This is a genomic window from Pseudaminobacter soli (ex Li et al. 2025), from assembly GCF_003012705.1.
GTDB classification, from domain to species: Bacteria; Pseudomonadota; Alphaproteobacteria; order Rhizobiales; family Rhizobiaceae; genus Pseudaminobacter; species Pseudaminobacter soli.
Genome location: NZ_PXYL01000001.1, coordinates 292,522 through 309,592, shown reverse-complemented (window position 1 = coordinate 309,592; position 17,071 = coordinate 292,522). Strand labels below are relative to the sequence as shown.

15 protein-coding genes are annotated in these 17,071 nt (G+C 64.4%); 7 read left to right on the top strand and 8 right to left on the bottom strand.

The window, feature by feature from the left end:
- The first annotated feature begins 25 nt into the window (after positions 1-25).
- From C7I85_RS01460 to C7I85_RS01445, 4 genes are read left to right on the top strand one after another with little or no spacing between them, the layout of a single operon-like run.
- Positions 26-2,476 carry a GcvT family protein gene (locus tag C7I85_RS01460; RefSeq protein ID WP_106722176.1) on the top strand — a complete coding sequence of 817 codons (2,451 nt, stop codon included), beginning with the start codon at positions 26-28 and terminating at the stop codon, positions 2,474-2,476.
- A complete protein-coding gene (locus C7I85_RS01455) occupies positions 2,473-3,378 on the top strand; it encodes a homocysteine S-methyltransferase family protein (RefSeq protein WP_106722175.1) in 906 nt (301 codons plus the stop codon). The genes C7I85_RS01460 and C7I85_RS01455 overlap by 4 nt, the downstream gene beginning before the upstream one ends.
- Complete coding sequence (locus C7I85_RS01450; RefSeq protein ID WP_106722174.1) at positions 3,371-4,564, top strand: pyridoxal phosphate-dependent aminotransferase; 1,194 nt, start codon at positions 3,371-3,373, stop codon at positions 4,562-4,564. The genes C7I85_RS01455 and C7I85_RS01450 overlap by 8 nt, the downstream gene beginning before the upstream one ends.
- Complete coding sequence (locus C7I85_RS01445; protein ID WP_106722173.1) at positions 4,561-7,005, top strand: GcvT family protein; 2,445 nt, start codon at positions 4,561-4,563, stop codon at positions 7,003-7,005. The genes C7I85_RS01450 and C7I85_RS01445 overlap by 4 nt, the downstream gene beginning before the upstream one ends.
- Before the next feature lie 34 nt (positions 7,006-7,039).
- Here the strand turns inward: C7I85_RS01445 and C7I85_RS01440 are convergent, their stop codons facing one another.
- The 6 genes from C7I85_RS01440 to C7I85_RS01415 are packed head-to-tail and all read right to left on the bottom strand — an operon-like array spanning position 7,040 to position 13,035.
- Complete coding sequence (locus tag C7I85_RS01440) at positions 7,040-7,627, bottom strand: NAD(P)H-dependent oxidoreductase (protein ID WP_106722172.1); 588 nt, start codon at positions 7,625-7,627, stop codon at positions 7,040-7,042.
- A 7-nt stretch (positions 7,628-7,634) separates the two neighbouring features.
- Complete coding sequence (locus C7I85_RS01435) at positions 7,635-9,038, bottom strand: FAD-binding oxidoreductase (protein WP_106722171.1); 1,404 nt, start codon at positions 9,036-9,038, stop codon at positions 7,635-7,637.
- Positions 9,038-10,354, bottom strand: a complete 1,317-nt coding sequence (locus C7I85_RS01430; protein WP_106722170.1) for a cytosine deaminase — start codon at positions 10,352-10,354, stop codon at positions 9,038-9,040. Before C7I85_RS01430 ends, C7I85_RS01435 begins: the two co-directional genes overlap by 1 nt.
- Entirely contained in the window at positions 10,354-11,205 is an 852-nt protein-coding gene (locus tag C7I85_RS01425) for an ABC transporter permease (RefSeq protein WP_106722169.1), read from the bottom strand. Before C7I85_RS01425 ends, C7I85_RS01430 begins: the two co-directional genes overlap by 1 nt.
- Complete coding sequence (locus tag C7I85_RS01420; RefSeq protein ID WP_106722168.1) at positions 11,202-12,014, bottom strand: ABC transporter ATP-binding protein; 813 nt, start codon at positions 12,012-12,014, stop codon at positions 11,202-11,204. Before C7I85_RS01420 ends, C7I85_RS01425 begins: the two co-directional genes overlap by 4 nt.
- Before the next feature lie 16 nt (positions 12,015-12,030).
- The gene (locus C7I85_RS01415; protein ID WP_106722167.1) at positions 12,031-13,035 is read right to left on the bottom strand and encodes an ABC transporter substrate-binding protein; all 1,005 of its coding nucleotides are present in this window, start codon (positions 13,033-13,035) and stop codon (positions 12,031-12,033) included.
- A 261-nt stretch (positions 13,036-13,296) separates the two neighbouring features.
- Between C7I85_RS01415 and C7I85_RS01410 the strand changes: the two genes are divergently transcribed.
- A complete protein-coding gene (locus tag C7I85_RS01410) occupies positions 13,297-13,680 on the top strand; it encodes a RidA family protein (protein WP_106722166.1) in 384 nt (127 codons plus the stop codon).
- Positions 13,681-13,736: 56 nt separating this feature from the next.
- A complete protein-coding gene (locus C7I85_RS01405; RefSeq protein ID WP_106722165.1) occupies positions 13,737-14,540 on the top strand; it encodes a creatininase family protein in 804 nt (267 codons plus the stop codon).
- Positions 14,541-14,543: 3 nt separating this feature from the next.
- On the opposite strand, the gene C7I85_RS01400 is transcribed toward C7I85_RS01405, so the two are convergent.
- Together C7I85_RS01400 and cobD are read right to left on the bottom strand one after the other, a co-directional pair.
- Complete coding sequence (locus C7I85_RS01400; protein WP_106722164.1) at positions 14,544-15,053, bottom strand: tyrosine phosphatase family protein; 510 nt, start codon at positions 15,051-15,053, stop codon at positions 14,544-14,546.
- 2 nt (positions 15,054-15,055) lie between these two features.
- On the bottom strand, positions 15,056-16,111 hold the full coding sequence (cobD, locus tag C7I85_RS01395; RefSeq protein ID WP_106722163.1) for a threonine-phosphate decarboxylase CobD: 1,056 nt from the start codon (positions 16,109-16,111) through the stop codon (positions 15,056-15,058).
- Between cobD and cbiB the strand changes: the two genes are divergently transcribed.
- Entirely contained in the window at positions 16,110-17,069 is a 960-nt protein-coding gene (gene cbiB / locus C7I85_RS01390; protein WP_106722162.1) for an adenosylcobinamide-phosphate synthase CbiB, read from the top strand. The genes cobD and cbiB overlap by 2 nt on opposite strands.
- The last annotated feature ends 2 nt before the right edge of the window (positions 17,070-17,071 follow it).

Here is a 17,071-nt window from a genome sequence, read left to right as displayed (position 1 = left end):
CTGATGCGAATTGAGGGAGGAAAAAATGGCCGAGTTTCCGACGACGGCTCGTGTGGTCATCATTGGCGGCGGCGCGGTCGGCGTCTCGTCGCTCTACCATTTGGCCAAGGCCGGCTGGACCGACTGCGTGCTGCTCGAAAAGAACGAGCTGACCTCCGGCTCGACCTGGCATGCCGCCGGCAACGTGCCGACCTTCTCGTCCTCCTGGTCGCTGATGAACATGCAGCGCTATTCGACCGAGCTCTATCGCGGGCTGGCGGCCGAGGTCGACTATCCGATGAACTACCATGTCACCGGCTCGCTGCGCCTTGCCCACTCCAAGGAGCGCATGCAGGAGTTCCAGCGCGCCAAGGGCATGGGCCGCTATCAGGGCATGGATATCGACGTTATCGGTCTCAGCGAGATTAAGGGCCGCTACCCCTTCATCGAAACGCACGAGCTGGAAGGCGCGCTCTACGACCCCAATGACGGCGATATCGACCCCGCCCAGCTTACCCAGGCGCTGGCCAAGGGCGCGCGCGACATGGGCGCCAAGATCATCCGCTTCTGCCCCGTTAGCGGCGTGCGCCGCGAGAACGGCGAATGGGTCGTTTCGACCGCACAGGGCGACATCCGCTGCGAATATGTCGTCAACGCCGCCGGCTATCGCGCACAGGAAGTCGGCCGCATGTTCGGCCGCGAAGTGCCGATGATGGTGATGAGCCATCAATACATCCTGTTCGAGGAAATCCCCGAGCTTGCCGCCTGGTCGAAGGAGGCCGGCCAAAAACTGCCGCTGCTGCGCGACGTCGACACCTCCTACTATCTGCGCCAGGAAAAGCACGGCATGAACCTCGGCCCCTATGAGCGCAACTGCCGCGCGCATTGGGCCACCGCGGACGATCCGATGCCGGACGATTTTTCGTTCCAGCTCTATCCGGACGATCTGGAGCGGCTGGAATGGTATCTGGACGACGCGGTTCGCCGCGTGCCGATCCTTGGCACGGCCGGCCTCTCCAAGGTCATCAACGGCCCGATCCCCTACGCGCCGGACGGCAATCCGCTGATCGGCCCGATGCCGGGCGTCCCCAATGCCTTCGAGGCCTGCGTCTTCACCTTCGGCATTGCCCAGGCCGGCGGCGCCGGCAAGGTGCTGGCCGAGTGGGTCACGCAGGGCCAGACCGAATGGGACATGTGGTCGTGCGACCCGCGCCGCTTCACTTCCTTCGCCGCCGCGCCCGACTATGCGGTCGCCAAGGGCATGGAGATTTACGGCCACGAATACGCAATCCACTTCCCGCGCCACGCCTGGCCGGCCGGGCGCGACCGCAAGCTCTCGCCGATCCACGACCGCATCAAGAAGCTGGGCGCGCAGTTCAATGCCTATAATGGCTGGGAACGCGCGACCTGGTTCGCACAGCCCGGCGACGACATCTCCGACGAATCGACCCAGACCTTCAAGCGCTCCGGCCCGTGGGAGAAGCGCATCCGCGAGGAGTGCCTGGCCGTGCGCGACGCAGCCGGCATCCTCGACCTGCCCGGATTCTCGCGCTTCCGCCTGCAGGGCCCCGGCGCGCGCGCCTGGCTGTCGACGCTGATGACCGGCGTGGTACCGAAGCCCGGCCGCATCGGCCTCGGCTACTTCGCCGACGAGGCCGGCCGCATCGTCACCGAAATGTCGATCATGGCGATCGACGAGGACTTCTTCTTCCTCATCACCGCCGCGGTCGCCCAGTGGCACGACTTCGAATGGCTGAAGAAGCATCTGCCCGAGGGTTCCCAGATCACTTTGCAGGACGTGACCGACAACTTCTCCTGTCAGATCCTGTCGGGCCCAAATTCGCGCGCGATTCTTAGCGAGCTGACCGACGCTGACCTGTCAAAACCCTGGCTAACGCATCAGAGCGCGCAGGTTGCCGGACGCTGGTGCCAGCTGGTGCGCGTTTCCTTTGCCGGCGAACTTGGCTGGGAAATTCACTCGAAGATCGAGGACACGGCCACAATCTTCGACGCCGTCTGGGAAACCGGCCAGAAGCACGGCCTAAAACCGTTCGGCATGTTCGCGCTCGACAGCCTGCGGCTGGAAAAGAGTTACCGCGCCTGGAAGGGCGACCTTTCCACCGACTACACCGTGCTGCAGGGCGGCCTGGAGCGCTTCGTGAAGTGGGACAAGCCCGAGTTCAAGGGCAAGGCCGCGCTCCAGAACGAGAAGCAGCAGGGCGTAAGGAAGCGTTTCGTCACGCTGGTGATCGACGCGGGCGAACACGACGCGCCCTACATGTCGACCATTTGGCATGACGGAAAGGTAGTCGGCGAAACGACGTCAGGAGGCTTCGGCTACAGGGTGGACAAATCCATTGCGCTCGGCATGATCCGCGCCGATCTCGCCGAGCCGGGCACCAAGGTGCACGTAGAAATCTTCGGCGAGAATTTCGCGGCGGTGGTGCAGGAAGACCAGCCGCTGTGGGACCCGAAGAATGAAAGGTTGCGTGCATGACGAAGGTTGTCCTCACGGACGGCGGCATGGGTCAGGAACTCGTGCGCCGAAGCAAGAGCGAGCCATCGCCGCTCTGGTCGGCAAAGGTGTTGATGGAGGAGCCCGATCTGGTGCGCGGCCTGCATGCGGAGTTCATCCGTGCCGGCGCCAAGGTGATCACGCTCAACACCTATTCCGCCACGCCCGAGCGGCTGGAGCGTGAGGGTGCTCCGGAGATGTTCAAGCCCTTGCAGAAGCGTGGCATCGAACTTGCCAAGGCAGCGCGCGACGAGGCCGGAGACGCGGCCATCGCCGGCTGCCTGCCGCCGCTCTTCGGCAGCTATGCGCCGGCGCTGACCATCTCCTATGACGAGACGCTGGACATTTATCGCCGCGTGGTTACCGAGCAGGCAGACCACGTCGACCTGTTCCTCTGCGAAACCATGGCTTCGGCCGACGAGGCACGCGCCGCCGTCACCGCCGCGACCGAAAGCGGCAAGCCGGTCTGGGTTTCCTGGACGCTGTCCGACCATGGCGAGCCGCGCCTGCGCAGCGGCGAAAGCCTCGCCGCCGCCAACGCGGCCCTTGGCGACATGCCACTCGCCGCGCGACTGATCAATTGCTGCCGGCCCGAGGCGGTCGATGCCGCCTTCGCGGACCTTCTTGCGCTTGGCGGCAAGGTCGGCGCCTATGCCAACGGCTTCACCGCCGTCGAGGCGCTGAAGCATGGCGGCACCGTCGACGTGCTTCATGCCCGCCACGACCTCGACCCCGCCGCTTACGCCGATTTCGCCATCGGCTGGGTGAAGCGCGGCGCCTCCATCATCGGCGGTTGCTGCGAGGTTGGGCCCGAACACATCGCCGCCCTGCGCGACCGCCTGGTCGCCGAAGGTTTCGAGATCGCGGGAGCCTTCGATGCCTAAGCCATCCGCACGCGTTTCCGGTATCACCCCTTCCGGCAAGGACGGTTGGGAAGTCCACGTCGAAGCCGTCACCCGCAAGGAAGCCGGTGAGGACATCATCATGCTCTCCGTCGGCGACCACGACTTCGACACGCCGACCGAAACCATCGAAGCCTGCGTGACCGCCGTTCGCGGCGGCTATCACCACTACACGCAGCTTCCGGGCATTCCGCGCCTGCGCGAAGCCATGGCGCGGATTTCGACGCAATCGACCGGCGTGCCGACCACCGCCGACGAAATTCTTGCCGCACCGGGCGGCCAGCTAGCGCTCTACGCTGCCGCCCAGGCCGTGCTCGATCCCGGTGACCACGCCATCGTGGTGGCGCCCTATTACGCTACCTACCCGCCGACCTTCCGTGCGGTGGGTGCCGATTTCACAGTGGTCGAAGCGCGCTCGGAGGACGGTTTTCAGCCGCGCGCGGAAGACATCGAGAAGGCGGTTAGGCCCAACACACGCGCCATTCTCATCAACACGCCGAACAATCCGACCGGCGCCGTCTACACGCGCAAAAGCCTCGAAGGGCTCGCCGAGGTCTGCCGCAAGCACGACCTCTGGCTTCTCTCCGACGAGGTCTACTGGACGCTTGGCGGTGGCGAGCACCTGTCGCCTCGCGCCCTGCCCGGCATGGCCGAGCGCACTCTGGTCATCAACTCCATGTCGAAGAGCCACGGCATGACCGGCTGGCGCATCGGCTGGCTGACCGGACCGGAGGAACTCATCGCGGTTTTGGCCAGTCTCAGCCTCGTCACCACCTACGGCCTGCCCGACTTCGTCTCGCGCGCGGCGGCCGAGGCACTGGAAAACGGCTATGGCGTGAGGGAGATCGCCGAACGCTATGCTGCTCGGCGCACCATGTTCCTCGACGCCGTGCACGGCCTCAACAACGTCACCGTGCGCGGGTCGGAAGGCGGCATGTATGTCATGCTCGACATCAGCGGCATCGAGCCCGACTGCGAGAAATTCGCCTTCGGGTTCCTCGATGCCGAAAACGTTGCCGTGATGCCCGGCCTCAGCTTCGGCGAGTCTGCCGCCGGCCATATCCGCATCAGCCTTTGCCAGCCTGAAGAAACATTGAAGGAAGCAGCTCAGCGCCTCCGGCGCTTCGTGGCCTCCTACAGCCCACCCAAGGAAAGCAAAATCGCATGACTCCTTTGCCGCAAAAGGCCCGCGCCGTCATCATTGGCGGCGGCGTATCCGGTTGTTCCGTTGCCTATCATCTTGCCAAGCTCGGCTGGACGGACATCGTGCTTTTGGAACGCAAGCAGCTTACTTGCGGCACCACCTGGCACGCCGCTGGCCTGATCGGCCAGCTGCGCGCCTCGCAGAACATGACCCGGCTGGCGAAATACTCCGCCGACCTTTACGTCAAGCTTGAGGAAGAGACCGGCGTCGCCACCGGCATGCGCCAGGTCGGCTCGATCACGGTCGCGCTCACGGAAGAGCGCAAGCACGAGATCTACCGCCAGGCCTCGCTGGCCCGTGCCTTCGATGTCGACGTGCGCGAGATCTCGCCCCAGGAAGTCAAGGAGATGTACCCGCATCTCAACGTCTCCGACGTGGTCGGCGCCGTGCACTTGCCGCTCGACGGCCAGTGCGACCCGGCCAACATCGCCATGGCGCTTGCCAAGGGCGCGCGCCAGCGCGGCGCAAAGATCGTCGAAGGCGTGAAGGTCACCGCCGTCCACCAGAAGAACGGCCGCGTCACCGGCGTTTCCTGGGCGCAAGGCGCCGAACAGGGCACGATCGAAACCGACGTCGTTATCAACTGTGCCGGCATGTGGGCGCGGGAACTCGGCGCCATGTCGGGCGTGACCGTGCCGCTGCATGCCTGCGAGCATTTCTATCTCGTCACCGAGGCCATCGAGGGCCTTGGCCGCCTTCCGGTGCTGCGCGTGCCGGACGAGTGCGCCTACTACAAGGAAGACGCCGGAAAGATGATGCTCGGCGCCTTTGAGCCCAAGGCAAAACCGTGGGGCATGGAAGGCATCCGCGAGGACTTCTGTTTCGACCAGCTGCCGGAGGACTTCGAGCATTTCGAGCCGATCCTCGAAATGGGCGTAAACCGTATGCCCATGCTCGGCACCGCCGGCATCCACACCTTCTTCAACGGTCCCGAAAGTTTTACCCCGGACGACCGCTACTATCTCGGCGAAGCGCCGGAGCTGGGCGGCTACTGGGTGGCTGCCGGCTACAACTCCATCGGTATCGTCTCCTCCGGCGGCGCGGGCATGGCGCTGGCCCAGTGGATCAACGATGGCGAAGCACCCTTCGACCTCTGGGAGGTGGATATCCGCCGCGCCCAGCCGTTCCAGAAGAACCGCGCCTATCTCAAGGAACGCGTCTCCGAAACGCTTGGCCTGCTCTACGCCGACCACTTCCCCTACCGCCAGGTGGTGACCTCGCGCGGCGTGCGCCGGTCGCCCATCCACGAGCACCTCAAGGCGCGCGGCGCCGTCTTCGGCGAAGTCGCCGGCTGGGAGCGCGCCAACTGGTTCGCCAAGGAAGGTCAGGAACGCGAATACCGCTACAGCTGGAAGCGCCAGAACTGGTTCGAGAACGGCCGCGAGGAACATCTGGCCGTGCGCAACAATGTCGGCCTGTTCGACATGACCTCCTTCGGCAAGATCCGCATCGAGGGCCGTGATGCGCTCGCCTTCCTGCAGCGCATGTGCGCCAACGATCTCGACGTCGCGCCGGGCAAGATCGTCTACACGCAGATGCTGAACAATCGCGGCGGTATCGAAAGCGACCTCACGATCTCGCGCCTGTCGGACACCGCCTTCTTCGCCGTGGTGCCGGGTGCCACGCTGCAGCGCGATCTCGCCTGGCTGCGCAAGCATGTTCGCGACGAGTTCGTCATCATCACCGACGTCACGGCTTCCGAATCCGTGCTCTGCCTGATGGGACCGCGTTCGCGCGAGCTGATCCAGAAGGTAAGCCCCAACGATTTTTCCAACGAGAACAACCCCTTCGGCACCTTCCAGGAAATCGAGATCGGCATGGGCCTGGCCCGCGCCCATCGCGTGACCTATGTCGGCGAACTCGGCTGGGAGCTCTATGTCTCGACCGACCAGACGGCGCACGTCTTCGAGGCGTTGGAAGAGGCCGGCCGCGAGTTCGACCTGAAACTGTGCGGCCTGCACACGCTCGATTCCTGCCGCATCGAAAAGGCGTTCCGCCATTTCGGCCACGACATCACCGATGAGGATCACGTGCTGGAGGCAGGCCTCGGCTTTGCCGTGAAGACCGGCAAGGGTGACTTCATCGGCCGCGACGCGGTGCTCTCCAAGAAGGAAGCCGGCCTCGATCGCCGCATGGTGCAGTTCCGCCTCACCGATCCGGAGCCGCTGCTGTTCCACAACGAGGCCATCGTACGCGACGGCAAGATCGTGGGCACGGTGACGTCCGGCAATTACGGCCACCATCTCGGCGGTGCCATCGGCATGGGCTACGTGCCCGCCAAGGGCCAGAGCGAGGCCGACATTCTCGGCGCGAAATATGAGATCGAGATCGCGGGCGAACGCTTTGAGGCCGAAGCTTCGCTGAAGCCGATGTATGATCCGAAGGCGGAGCGGGTCAGGGCGTAGTCATCCATGCCCTTCCTCCGTGGGAGGGCAGCGCTCAAAACGCCTCCAGCTTGCGCCGCACCTTTCGCAAAAACGCGGCGCGAGTCTCCGGCGTCGATTTGTCCATCAGGTAGTGCGCCAGGAACAGCGTACGGCAGCGCCAGCCGCAGAGCGAACGTATGCCGCGCAGGATCGTCTTGCGGCCGGGATGACCGACCGCATGCGACCACCAGCGCGGCGCACCACAGGTGGTGATGACCGCGATCTTGGAGACATGGGTCATCAGCGGTCTGATCGGCCCCGGCCCTTTCGGCAGTTGGAAGGCGACGTCTGTTGCCCAGACACGATCCAGCCAGCCCTTCAGCATCGCCGGCAGGCCGTACCACCAGGTCGGATAGACGAAGACGATGGCCTCGGCCCATTTCAGGTGCTCGATATGCGCGGCCAGCGCCGGATCGGTTGGAGCGCGATCATTGTATTCGCGCCGCTCGCAGTCGCGCATCACGGGATCGAAATTCTCGGCATAGAGATCAACCAGCCGCGCCTCGCAGCCCTTTGCAGCTATGGCGTCGAGCGCCGTGTCGCGCACCGCCGCGCAAAAGCTTTCCGGCACGGGATGGCAATAGACGACCAGAACCTTCATGCCGCCCTCACCCCACCTTCTCCAATCCCTTGAACAAGTAAGTCCGGCCGGACCGATAATCATATTCCGGGTTTTCCCAGGCGATCATCTTGCCCGGATTAAGCAGCCCGTGCGGGTCGGCCTCGCGCTTGAAGGCGAGCTGGACCTGGTCGGTCTGCTTCATGCCGCCCTCTTCCAGCGTGTAGCGGTGCGGGTTGAAGATCGGGCAGCCATTGTCCTGGAAGAGGCGGATGATCTCTTCCAGCCGTTCCTCCGTGGTGAATTTTACTAGCGGCAGGCCGAAGCAGGTGATGTTGCCGTCGAAGCGCACGAACTCCAGATGCGAAAACACCTCGCCCGGAAACATGGCGTCCATCTCCTCCACCAGCGCGAGTTGGTTGGGGAACGGGTAGAGCGACTGCAGATAGGTGATCGATGGATCGACACGCAGCGCCCTAAGCGTCGTGTGGTTCCAGGCCAGCTCGAAGGCCGGCGGCAGGCCCTTCTTCTCCTCATCCGTCATGGCCGCAGTGTTGAAGACCACCTCGCCGCCCTCGCGGCGAGTAAACGCCAGGAAGGCATCCAGCGAATGCGGCGCCACCATCACCAGGCAGATGCTCTGGCCAGGTCGGAAGAAGCGCTGGTGTCGCTTGAAATAGTTCTGCGGCACGGGCGCGGCGATCGGCGTGATGAGTTTCGTCAACAGCCCGTCCTGGCAGCCAAGCGCATTGCCGTAGCGCGCAGCGCCCATGAAACTGTCGAAACCGACGATCACGTCCACCCAGTCGTAGGAGGCGGTCAGCGGCATCTCCACCTCGGTGATGATGCCGTTGGTGCCATAGGCGTGAGTTACCTTGTGCAGGTCTTCGCCGGTGAGATCGAGCACCCTGGGCTCGGCCTCCATGGTGACGACGCGCAGGCGCAGCACATTGCCGAAATCGCGTAAGCCGCCGAAATTGATCGAGCCGACGCCGCCCGATCCGCCGGCGATGAAGCCGCCGATGGAGGCGGTGTTGTAGGTGGAGGGGTGCAGGCGAAGTTCCTGCCCCGAATGCGCGCGCGTGGCCTTGTCGATGTCGGCGATGATCGCGCCCGGCCCGCACACCACGCGCCCCGGCGAGATCGACGTGACCTCGTTCATGTCGGCAAGCGACAGAACCACGCCACCTGACAACGGCATGGCCTGGCCGTAATTGCCCGTGCCGGTGCCGCGCGGCGTGACCGGCACGCCATGCCGGTGGCAGGCAGCCAGCACGCGGACCACCTCGGCCTCGTTCTTCGGCGAGACGATGAGATCGCCGCTGACGGTATCCAGCTGGCGTTTCAGCACTGGGCTGTACCAGTAAAAATCGCGGCTCTTCTGCTGGACGATCTTTTCGTTGTCCTCGATCTTCAGCCCGTCGAGATCGCGTTTCAGCGCAGCGATATCCATCATCCCCCCACCATCAGATCGTCGAGTTCGGCGTAGTCCGGCAGTTCGGCATCGATCGGTTTTCCGTCGCGCACGACGATCCGGTCGGATTCGGGCCGCGACAAAAGCTCGGTCCAGCTTCGCCCTTTGAAGATGATGAAATCGGCCGGTCCACCGGCCCGCAGCAGCCCTGCCCCATCCAGCCGCATCACCTCTGCCGGCGTCGCGGCAACCGTCTTCGGCCAATCGCCCACGGGATGATCGAAATGCAAGATGCGCGTTGCCATGCGGTAGACTTCCAGCATGTCGAGGTCGCCATAGGCGTAAAACGGATCGCGCGTATTGTCCGACGCCACCGATACCGGGATGCCGCGTGCCTTCATCTCGTGCAGCAGCGTCACTCCGCGCCAACGTGGCGTGGAGCCGTCGTGGCGGCGGTCCTGAAGGTAGAGATTGCACATCGGCAGCGAGACGACTGCGAGCCCCGCGCGCGCCATTTTGTCCAGCGTGTCGAGCACATGGTGGTCCGGCTGGCGCGCCAGCGAGCAGCAATGGCCGACGAGGATTTTTCCCTCGAAGCGATGGCGCAGCGCCGCCTCGGCGATCTTCCTCAGCGAAACCGCCTCAACATTGTCGGTCTCGTCGGCGTGGAAATCGAGATCGAGGCCATGCGCGATCGCCGCGCGGAACATGCGGTCCAGCAGTTCGTCGAGATCCGAAACCATATAGGTCACGGCGCCAAGCACGCCGCGCGCGGCGGCCACGCGCCTGGCAAGTTGCTCGAACCAGTCGGCATCCCGCACGCCGTCGATGCCGATCAGGCTGACGGCTTGCAACTCTATCCGGCCCTTCCATCGCTCACGCAGTTCCTCGAAGACCGGCCATGAGATCGCGTCCTGCGGCGCGGCGTTATCAAGATGCGTGCGCAGGGCCTTGGTGCCGTGGGCGTAGGCCGAGCGCAGGGAAAAATCCATGCGCCGGGCCACGTCCTCCGCACTCCAGCGGGCCGTTCGGTCGGCATCTGTTGCGCTAAGCGCGCCGGGAAAGGAGCCGTCGGGATTGGGTTTGCGCGGCCAGATGTGCCCCTTGTCGATATGGGTGTGGCAATCGACGAAACAGGGCAGCACGATGCGGCCCTTGAGATCGACGGCAGTCGCATCGGCCTTGCCCGATGTGGCGGCTCCGATGCTCTTTATCCGGCCATCCGCCACATCGATATCCGCCAGCGCAAAGCCGTCACCATCGAGCTGCGCCTCGAGACCCGGCGTCAGCGAGGCATGCACGCGGGCATTGGCAAGCGTGAAGGTGCAGGAAGTCGGAAGATCGACAGCCGCCATCACCCCTCCTGCTTCAGCGCGCTTTCGTGCCAGCGCCGCAAGATGAGATGCGAAACGAGCGACAGCACGAGGAAGATGACGATGCCGGTGAGCGAGATCAGGATCAGTGCCGCAAACAGCCGCGGCGCGTTGAGCCGATAACCCGCCTCGATGATGCGCGATGCAAGCCCCGACGACTGACCGGACGCGCCGGCGACAAATTCGGCCACCACCGCGCCGATCAGCGAAAGGCCGCCCGCGATCTTCAACCCGCCGAGGAAATAGGGCATCGCTGCCGGCAGGCGCAGGTGCCAGAGCTCCTGCCAGCGCGTCGCGCCGTTCAGCCGGAACAGGTCGCGCAGGTTGCGGTCGACCGAGTTCAGGCCCAGCGTCGTGTTGGAGAGGATTGGGAAGAACGCCACGATCCAGGCGCAAAGCAACAACTTGGCGGTCTGGTTGTCGACATAGATGTTGATGAGCGGGAAGATCGCCACGATTGGCGTGACCTGCAGCACGACTGCGAAGGGGAAGAACGACATCTCCACCCATTTCGACTGCGCGAACAACACCGACAGCCCAACGCCGCCGATCACCGCCAGAAGCAGGCTGAGAAAGGTGATCTTCAGCGTCACCAGAAGCGAGCCGAACAGCAGGCCGGCATCGTTGTAGAGCGTCTGCAGCACCACGCCGGGGCGCGGCAGGATATATTGCGGAATTTCGTTCCAGACGCAGATGCGGTCCCACAGCCAGATCGCCAGCACCATGATGGCAAGCGGCACCACCCATCTGCCAATGCGCTCCAGCCGCTGGCTGCGCGCCCGCCGCATCTCTTCCTGATCGACCGCAGGTGCTTGGGTTTGAATTGCCGTCATGCGGCACCACTCGAGTTGATCCGCATGGCCTCGCCGAGCACGTCGGACGCCCGCCGGCACAGCGCGGCATAGTCCGGCGAGGTGCGAAACGCCTCATCGCGCGGATAGGCTGCATCCACCGCAACCTCTTCGAACACACGCCCCGGCCGCGCCGCCATCACCACGATGCGGTTGGACAAAAACACGCTTTCGAACACGCTGTGGGTGACGAAGACGACCGTGAAGCGCTCTTCCTGCCAGAGTTCGAGCAGGTCGTTGTTGAGCTTGAAGCGGGTGATCTCGTCGAGCGCGGCGAAGGGCTCATCCATCAGAAGCAAGCGCGGCCGCGTGACCAGCGCGCGGGCGATGGAGACGCGCATGCGCATGCCGCCCGAAAGCTCGCGCGGCACCGCTTTTTCGAAGCCGGTGAGGTGCACGCGCTCCAGCATCTTGGCCACGGCCGGGGCCGCTTCGCTGCGCGAAACGCCCTTCAGCCGCAGCGGCAGCCAGACATTGTCGAACACGCTGGCCCAGGGCAGCAAAGTCGGCTCCTGGAACACGAAGCCGACGGAGGCCTGCTCGCCGGTCCGGCGCGGCCAGTCGATCGTGCCGGTGGTGGGCGTGGTCAGGCCGGCGATGATGCGCAACGCCGTGGACTTGCCGCAGCCAGACGGGCCGAGGAAGCTGACGAAATCACCCTCCCTGATTGTCAGATTGACGTCGCTGAGTGCCGTGACGCCGTTGGAAAAACTCTTGCCGACCGCACGAAGCGCCAGGAGCGGTCCACCGCTCCCGGCAATCGCGGGTGTTGCTGCCTTGATGTACTCCATGATCCCGATGCCGGGCTTACTTCTTGAGATCGAGGCCGACACCCTTGTTCACGAATTGCAGCGTGTAGGCCTTCTTGATGTCGAGCCCTTCCGGCACGACCTTGGCCTTGACCATCTTGGCGTAGAAATCGGCGATGTGCTCGTCGGTCATGGCGCCGATGCCAAGCTTTTCCGCCTCACCGGAATCGACGATGCCGTGGTCCTTCATCTGCTTGATCGAGAAGGCGATCTGCTCGTCGGTGATGTCGGGATTGTCCTTCTTGATCATCTCGTTGGCGGCTTTGTTGTCGCCGTAGAGATAGCTGTACCAGCCCTTGGCTGAGCCATCGACGAAGCACTGCACCACCTGCGGCCGCTCATCGATGGTCTTCTGCATGGCCTCGATGGTGGTGGCATAGGTGCTGAAGCCATAGTCGGCGAGCAGGAAGACATTGGGCTTGAACCCGCCCTCCTTCTCGACCGCGAAGGGCTCGGAGGTCACATAGCCCTGCTGGATCGATTTTGCATTGGCGATGAAGGGTGCGGCATTGAAGGTGTAGGGCACGCGCTTGGCCGGGTCGAAGCCGTAGTCGGTCACCATCCACTGGAAGAAGCTCTGCATGCCCTCGTCGCCGAGGATATACTGGTCGGCCTTCGGCAGGTCTTCCCATTTGTCGAGGCCCTGCCCGGGATGCGACATCACCACCTGCGGCTCCTTCTGGAAGGTGGCGGCCACGATGCGCAGCGGAATGCTCTGCTGCACGGCATCGAAGGCCTGCAGCAGATTGCCGCCCATGTAGAAATCGATCTTGCCAGCAAGCAGCAGCGGTCGGCCGCTCACTTGCGGGCCGCCCTGCTGGATTGTGACGTCGAGGCCGCAGGCGGCATAGGTGCCGTCGGCCACGGCCTGATAGTAGCCGCCATGCTCGGCCTGGGCCAGCCAGTTGGTCATGAAGGTGACCTTCTCGTTGGCGAGCGCCGCCGAAGCGGTTGCGCCAAAAAGCGCGGCCGCTCCAAAGGAGATGACGATATTCCTGTTCATGCACGCACCCCTCTTCGTGCCCTCGGTCTTCTGCCGGGGCGTGAAACACGATTTCGAAGAAGCAAGAGGCGTGCCATGGATGTTGCGGCGCCGAAGACTGTCCGCTTCACCCGTTCCGGTTCGAAGCCGGCGCCGTCATGCCATTCGCGCCGGCATCGTGCCTATTTTTTGAACGCCTGTCCACAAGCATGACGCAGCGTCAAACGCTTGAATGCGACAGCGATTCCGCCATAGGCTGGCTGGAAAGAGGGTGAGGATGCGATGTTCAAATTCCTGACGCCGAAATCGATAAGACCGCCTTTCGGTCGCTACAGCCACGGCGTCGAGGTGCCCGCCGGCAAGCGGCTGGTCATCTGCTCCGGCCAGATCGGCATCGGGCCCGACGACTCGGTGCCCGATGATGTCGGCGCGCAGACTGAGCTTTGCTTCGACAACATCGCCGCCGTGTTGGCCGAAGCCGGCATGACGCTCGCCAATGTCGTACGCATCAACACTTTCGTCGGCGACCGCGCCTATCTGAAAGCCTATATGGAAGTGCGCGACCGCCTGTTTTCGGAGCCGGCGCCGGCCTCGACGCTGCTCATCGTCGCCGGCTTCTCAAGGCCCGAATTCAAGATCGAGATCGAGGTCATCGCCGCGGGGTGATCGACAAGACGATGATCAGGGTCTAGTCGGTCGCCAAACAGCAAACGAGGTTCATCGTGGCCGAAGCAAGAAGACGCGTCTGGTGGGGCGACTACCGCACCACCGAATATGCCAACATCGACCCGGAGACGACGATTGCCGTGCTGCCGGTGGCCGCCATTGAGCAGCATGGGCCGCATCTGCCGGTCTCCACCGACACGACCATCATGCAGGGCATGCTGGACAAGGTCATCCCTCGCCTGCCGGAAAATCTCGACGTGCGCATCCTGCCCATCCAGGCGGTCGGCAAGTCGAACGAGCATGTGCGCTCGCCCGGCACGCTGACACTGCCAGCCCCGACGCTGATCGAAGCCTGGACCGAGCTCGGCGTTTCCATCGCGCGTGCCGGCGTACGCAAGCTCATCATCGTCAATTCGCATGGCGGCAACGAGGAGATCATGGGCATCGTCACGCGCGAGCTGCGCGTGCGCTTCGACATGCTGGCGGTGAAGACGAGCTGGCAGCGTTTCGGCCGCCCGGAAGGCATGTATACGGCGCAGGAAGACCGCTTCGGCATCCATGGCGGCGATGTCGAAACCTCGCTGATGCTGCATTTCCGGCCCGACCTGGTCGACATGAGCCAGGCTGAGGATTTCGTCTCCAACGTCACCAAGGCGGACGAGCACTTCGACCTGCTGCGCCAGACCGGCACGCATGCCTATGCCTGGCTTGCCGCCGATCTCAACAAGCATGGTGTGGTCGGCAATGCGGCCATCGCCACCGCTGAAAAGGGCCGGCTGACCGCCGAGCATCAAGCCGATGGTTTTATCCGGCTGCTGCAGGATGTGCGCAAGGCCAAGGTGTCGGAGTGGCTGGCGTAAGTCCTAACCGCCGATCTCCAGCGCAAAGGGCGTGCCCTCGAAGGCATCGGCACCACGGCCGATGCCCTTGATCGCCGCGATCATGCGGCCTTCACGGCCGAGCAGCGCATCGGCCACTGCGATGAGCCGCGGATTGGGCGTGGCCGAGGGCGACAGCCAGCGCAGTTCCTTCGCAAGCTCAACCTCGTCACGCCGCGGCGCCAGCGCCGACGCCACGATATAGGCCGAAGCCGTCGACCGGCTGATGCCGGCAAAGCAATGGATCACCAGCGGCCGGGCACGATTCCAAGCGGTTGCGAAATCGAGCAGCTGGCGCACATGCGCTTCGCCCGGCAGTGTCATGCCCGCCTGCGCCTCGGCAATGTCGTTCATCGCCAGCAGCAGGTGATTCTCCGGCATGATCACGGCCGGTCGAACCACTTCGGTGCCGCCCGTGAGCAGCGAAACGAGTCGTTCCGCCCCGGAGCGCGAAACGGTTTCATCGACCTTCGACAGCGGGCAGACAAAGATCATGGCTAAGCCTCCGTCGCGCGGGCGTCACGCTTGGCGGCCCAAGCCGCCAGCGCCTGTTCCAGCCGCTGCCATTCTGCTTCTCTGCCGGGAATGCCGATGCGCAGGGCAGTGTCGTCCCAGCCAAAATTCCGGATCAGGATACCGCGCTCGCCCAGCGCCGCAAATAGCCCAGCCGCATCCGGAATGCGGACGAAGCGGAACAGGCTGGTGCCACCACTTATTTGAATACCCGCGCCGGCAAACAATGCATCCAGCCGGACCGCATCCTCATACAGCGTGTTGCACATGGACTGCTGCCACGCCTCGTCGCCCAGCGCCTTGATGCCGTATTCCAGCGTCGGACCGGCCACGGCCCACGGCCCCAATTCAGCATCGAGACGGGCAGCCAGAGGTTCGGCTGCAATGGCAAAGCCAAGCCGCACGCCGGCCAGCCCAAAGAATTTTCCGAAGGAGCGCAGCACGACAAGCCCGCCGCGCTCGACATCACCGTCCACGCGCTCGTCCTGCGGGCCGACTTCCATGAAGGCCTCATCGACCACCAAAAGCCCGCCCTTGGAGCGCATCTTGTCGGCGAGGTCCAGCAGGTCGCGGCGGCTCACCACGCAGCCATTCGGATTGTTCGGATTGACCACGACGGCAATATCGGCGCCGAACAGCGCATCGAAGTCCCGCACTTCCGCCACCGCATGGCCGGCTATGACGCAGGCGCGCGAATGCTCGGCATAGGTCGGCCCCAGCACCAGCGCCCGGCCCGGCTTCACAAGGGAAGCGACACGCGGCAGCAGGATCTGGGTGCCCGGCGCAGGCGCGACATTGGCGGCCGACGGCGCGCCATAGGTTGCGGCGGCGACGGCCGCGAGTTCGCGCGCGCGCGCCGGTTCCGGCAGCCGCGAGAAGGCGGTGGCAGGCAGATCGAAAAGCGGATAGGAGTGCGGGTTGATCCCGGTCGACAAGTCGATCCAGGGCAGCGGTGCATGTGGAAACAGCGCGCTGGCCCGGCCCAGACTGCCGCCATGATCGGCCACCGCATCCACCGAGTTCCCGTTCACAAGCGCCATGTTCGTCCTGCTCGCCTTCCTGTCGCTACTCGTCGAACTGGGCTTCGGTTACCCGGATCGGCTGGTGCGCGCAATCGGCCATCCCGTCATCTGGATCGGCCACTTGATCTCTTTCCTCGACCGGCACCTCAACCGCGCGACGCTTTCCGACATGCAGCGCCGCATTTCGGGCGTGGCAGCACTCATCGTTCTGGTGGGCGTGCCGGCAGCGATCGCATTCGCCATTTCAACGGCTCTTTCGGCCCTGCCCTTCGGCATCATCCTCGTGGCGATCCTCGGTAGCAGCTTGCTCTCGCAGCGCAGCCTTGCGAGCCACGTCAAGGCAGTGGCCGACGCGCTTGATGAAGGAGGCCTCAGCGCCGGGCGTCGGGCTGTGTCGATGATCGTCGGTCGCGACCCCGACCAACTCGATGAAGCCGCCGTCTGCCGCGCAGCGATCGAAAGCCTGTCGGAGAATTTTTCGGACGGCATTGTGGCACCGGCCTTCTGGCTTGGCGCCGGCGGTCTGGTCGGCGGCGTCGCCTACAAGGCGGCCAACACCGCCGATTCGATGATCGGCCACCGCACGCCCCGCCACGAAGCCTTCGGCTGGGCCGCCGCGCGCTTCGACGATCTCATCAACCTGCCCGCCTCGCGCCTCACGGGCCTGCTGCTGGTCGCGGCCGCCGCGCTCGTGCCAGGCGCCGATCCCGCGAATGCATGGCGCTCGGTTTTGCGGGATGCTGGCAAACATCGTTCGCCCAATGCGGGCTGGCCGGAATCGGCCATGGCCGGAGCATTGGGCCTCGCTCTCGCCGGCCCACGCGTCTATGGCGGGCTCCTGGTGCAGGACCACCTGATGGGGAACGGCCGGCGCGAGGCGACCAGCGCCGACATCAGGCGCGCGCTAAGGCTTTATTGGACCGCTGACCTGATCATGATTGCAGGATTCGGGCTCCTCGCGGCCATGTTGCGATAGCC

Excerpts from the sequence above, each read along its gene's own strand:
- C7I85_RS01460 (WP_106722176.1), top strand. The coding sequence starts at position 26 with ATGGCCGAGTTTCCGACGACGGCTCGTGTGGTCATCATTGGCGGCGGC.
- C7I85_RS01455 (WP_106722175.1), top strand. The coding sequence starts at position 2,473 with ATGACGAAGGTTGTCCTCACGGACGGCGGCATGGGTCAGGAACTCGTG.
- C7I85_RS01450 (WP_106722174.1), top strand. The coding sequence starts at position 3,371 with ATGCCTAAGCCATCCGCACGCGTTTCCGGTATCACCCCTTCCGGCAAG.
- C7I85_RS01445 (WP_106722173.1), top strand. The coding sequence starts at position 4,561 with ATGACTCCTTTGCCGCAAAAGGCCCGCGCCGTCATCATTGGCGGCGGC.
- C7I85_RS01440 (WP_106722172.1), bottom strand. The coding sequence starts at position 7,627 with ATGAAGGTTCTGGTCGTCTATTGCCATCCCGTGCCGGAAAGCTTTTGC.
- C7I85_RS01435 (WP_106722171.1), bottom strand. The coding sequence starts at position 9,038 with ATGGATATCGCTGCGCTGAAACGCGATCTCGACGGGCTGAAGATCGAG.
- C7I85_RS01430 (WP_106722170.1), bottom strand. The coding sequence starts at position 10,354 with ATGGCGGCTGTCGATCTTCCGACTTCCTGCACCTTCACGCTTGCCAAT.
- C7I85_RS01425 (WP_106722169.1), bottom strand. The coding sequence starts at position 11,205 with ATGACGGCAATTCAAACCCAAGCACCTGCGGTCGATCAGGAAGAGATG.
- C7I85_RS01420 (WP_106722168.1), bottom strand. The coding sequence starts at position 12,014 with ATGGAGTACATCAAGGCAGCAACACCCGCGATTGCCGGGAGCGGTGGA.
- C7I85_RS01415 (WP_106722167.1), bottom strand. The coding sequence starts at position 13,035 with ATGAACAGGAATATCGTCATCTCCTTTGGAGCGGCCGCGCTTTTTGGC.
- C7I85_RS01410 (WP_106722166.1), top strand. The coding sequence starts at position 13,297 with ATGTTCAAATTCCTGACGCCGAAATCGATAAGACCGCCTTTCGGTCGC.
- C7I85_RS01400 (WP_106722164.1), bottom strand. The coding sequence starts at position 15,053 with ATGATCTTTGTCTGCCCGCTGTCGAAGGTCGATGAAACCGTTTCGCGC.
- cbiB (WP_106722162.1), top strand. The coding sequence starts at position 16,110 with ATGTTCGTCCTGCTCGCCTTCCTGTCGCTACTCGTCGAACTGGGCTTC.
- cobD (WP_106722163.1), bottom strand. The coding sequence starts at position 16,111 with ATGGCGCTTGTGAACGGGAACTCGGTGGATGCGGTGGCCGATCATGGC.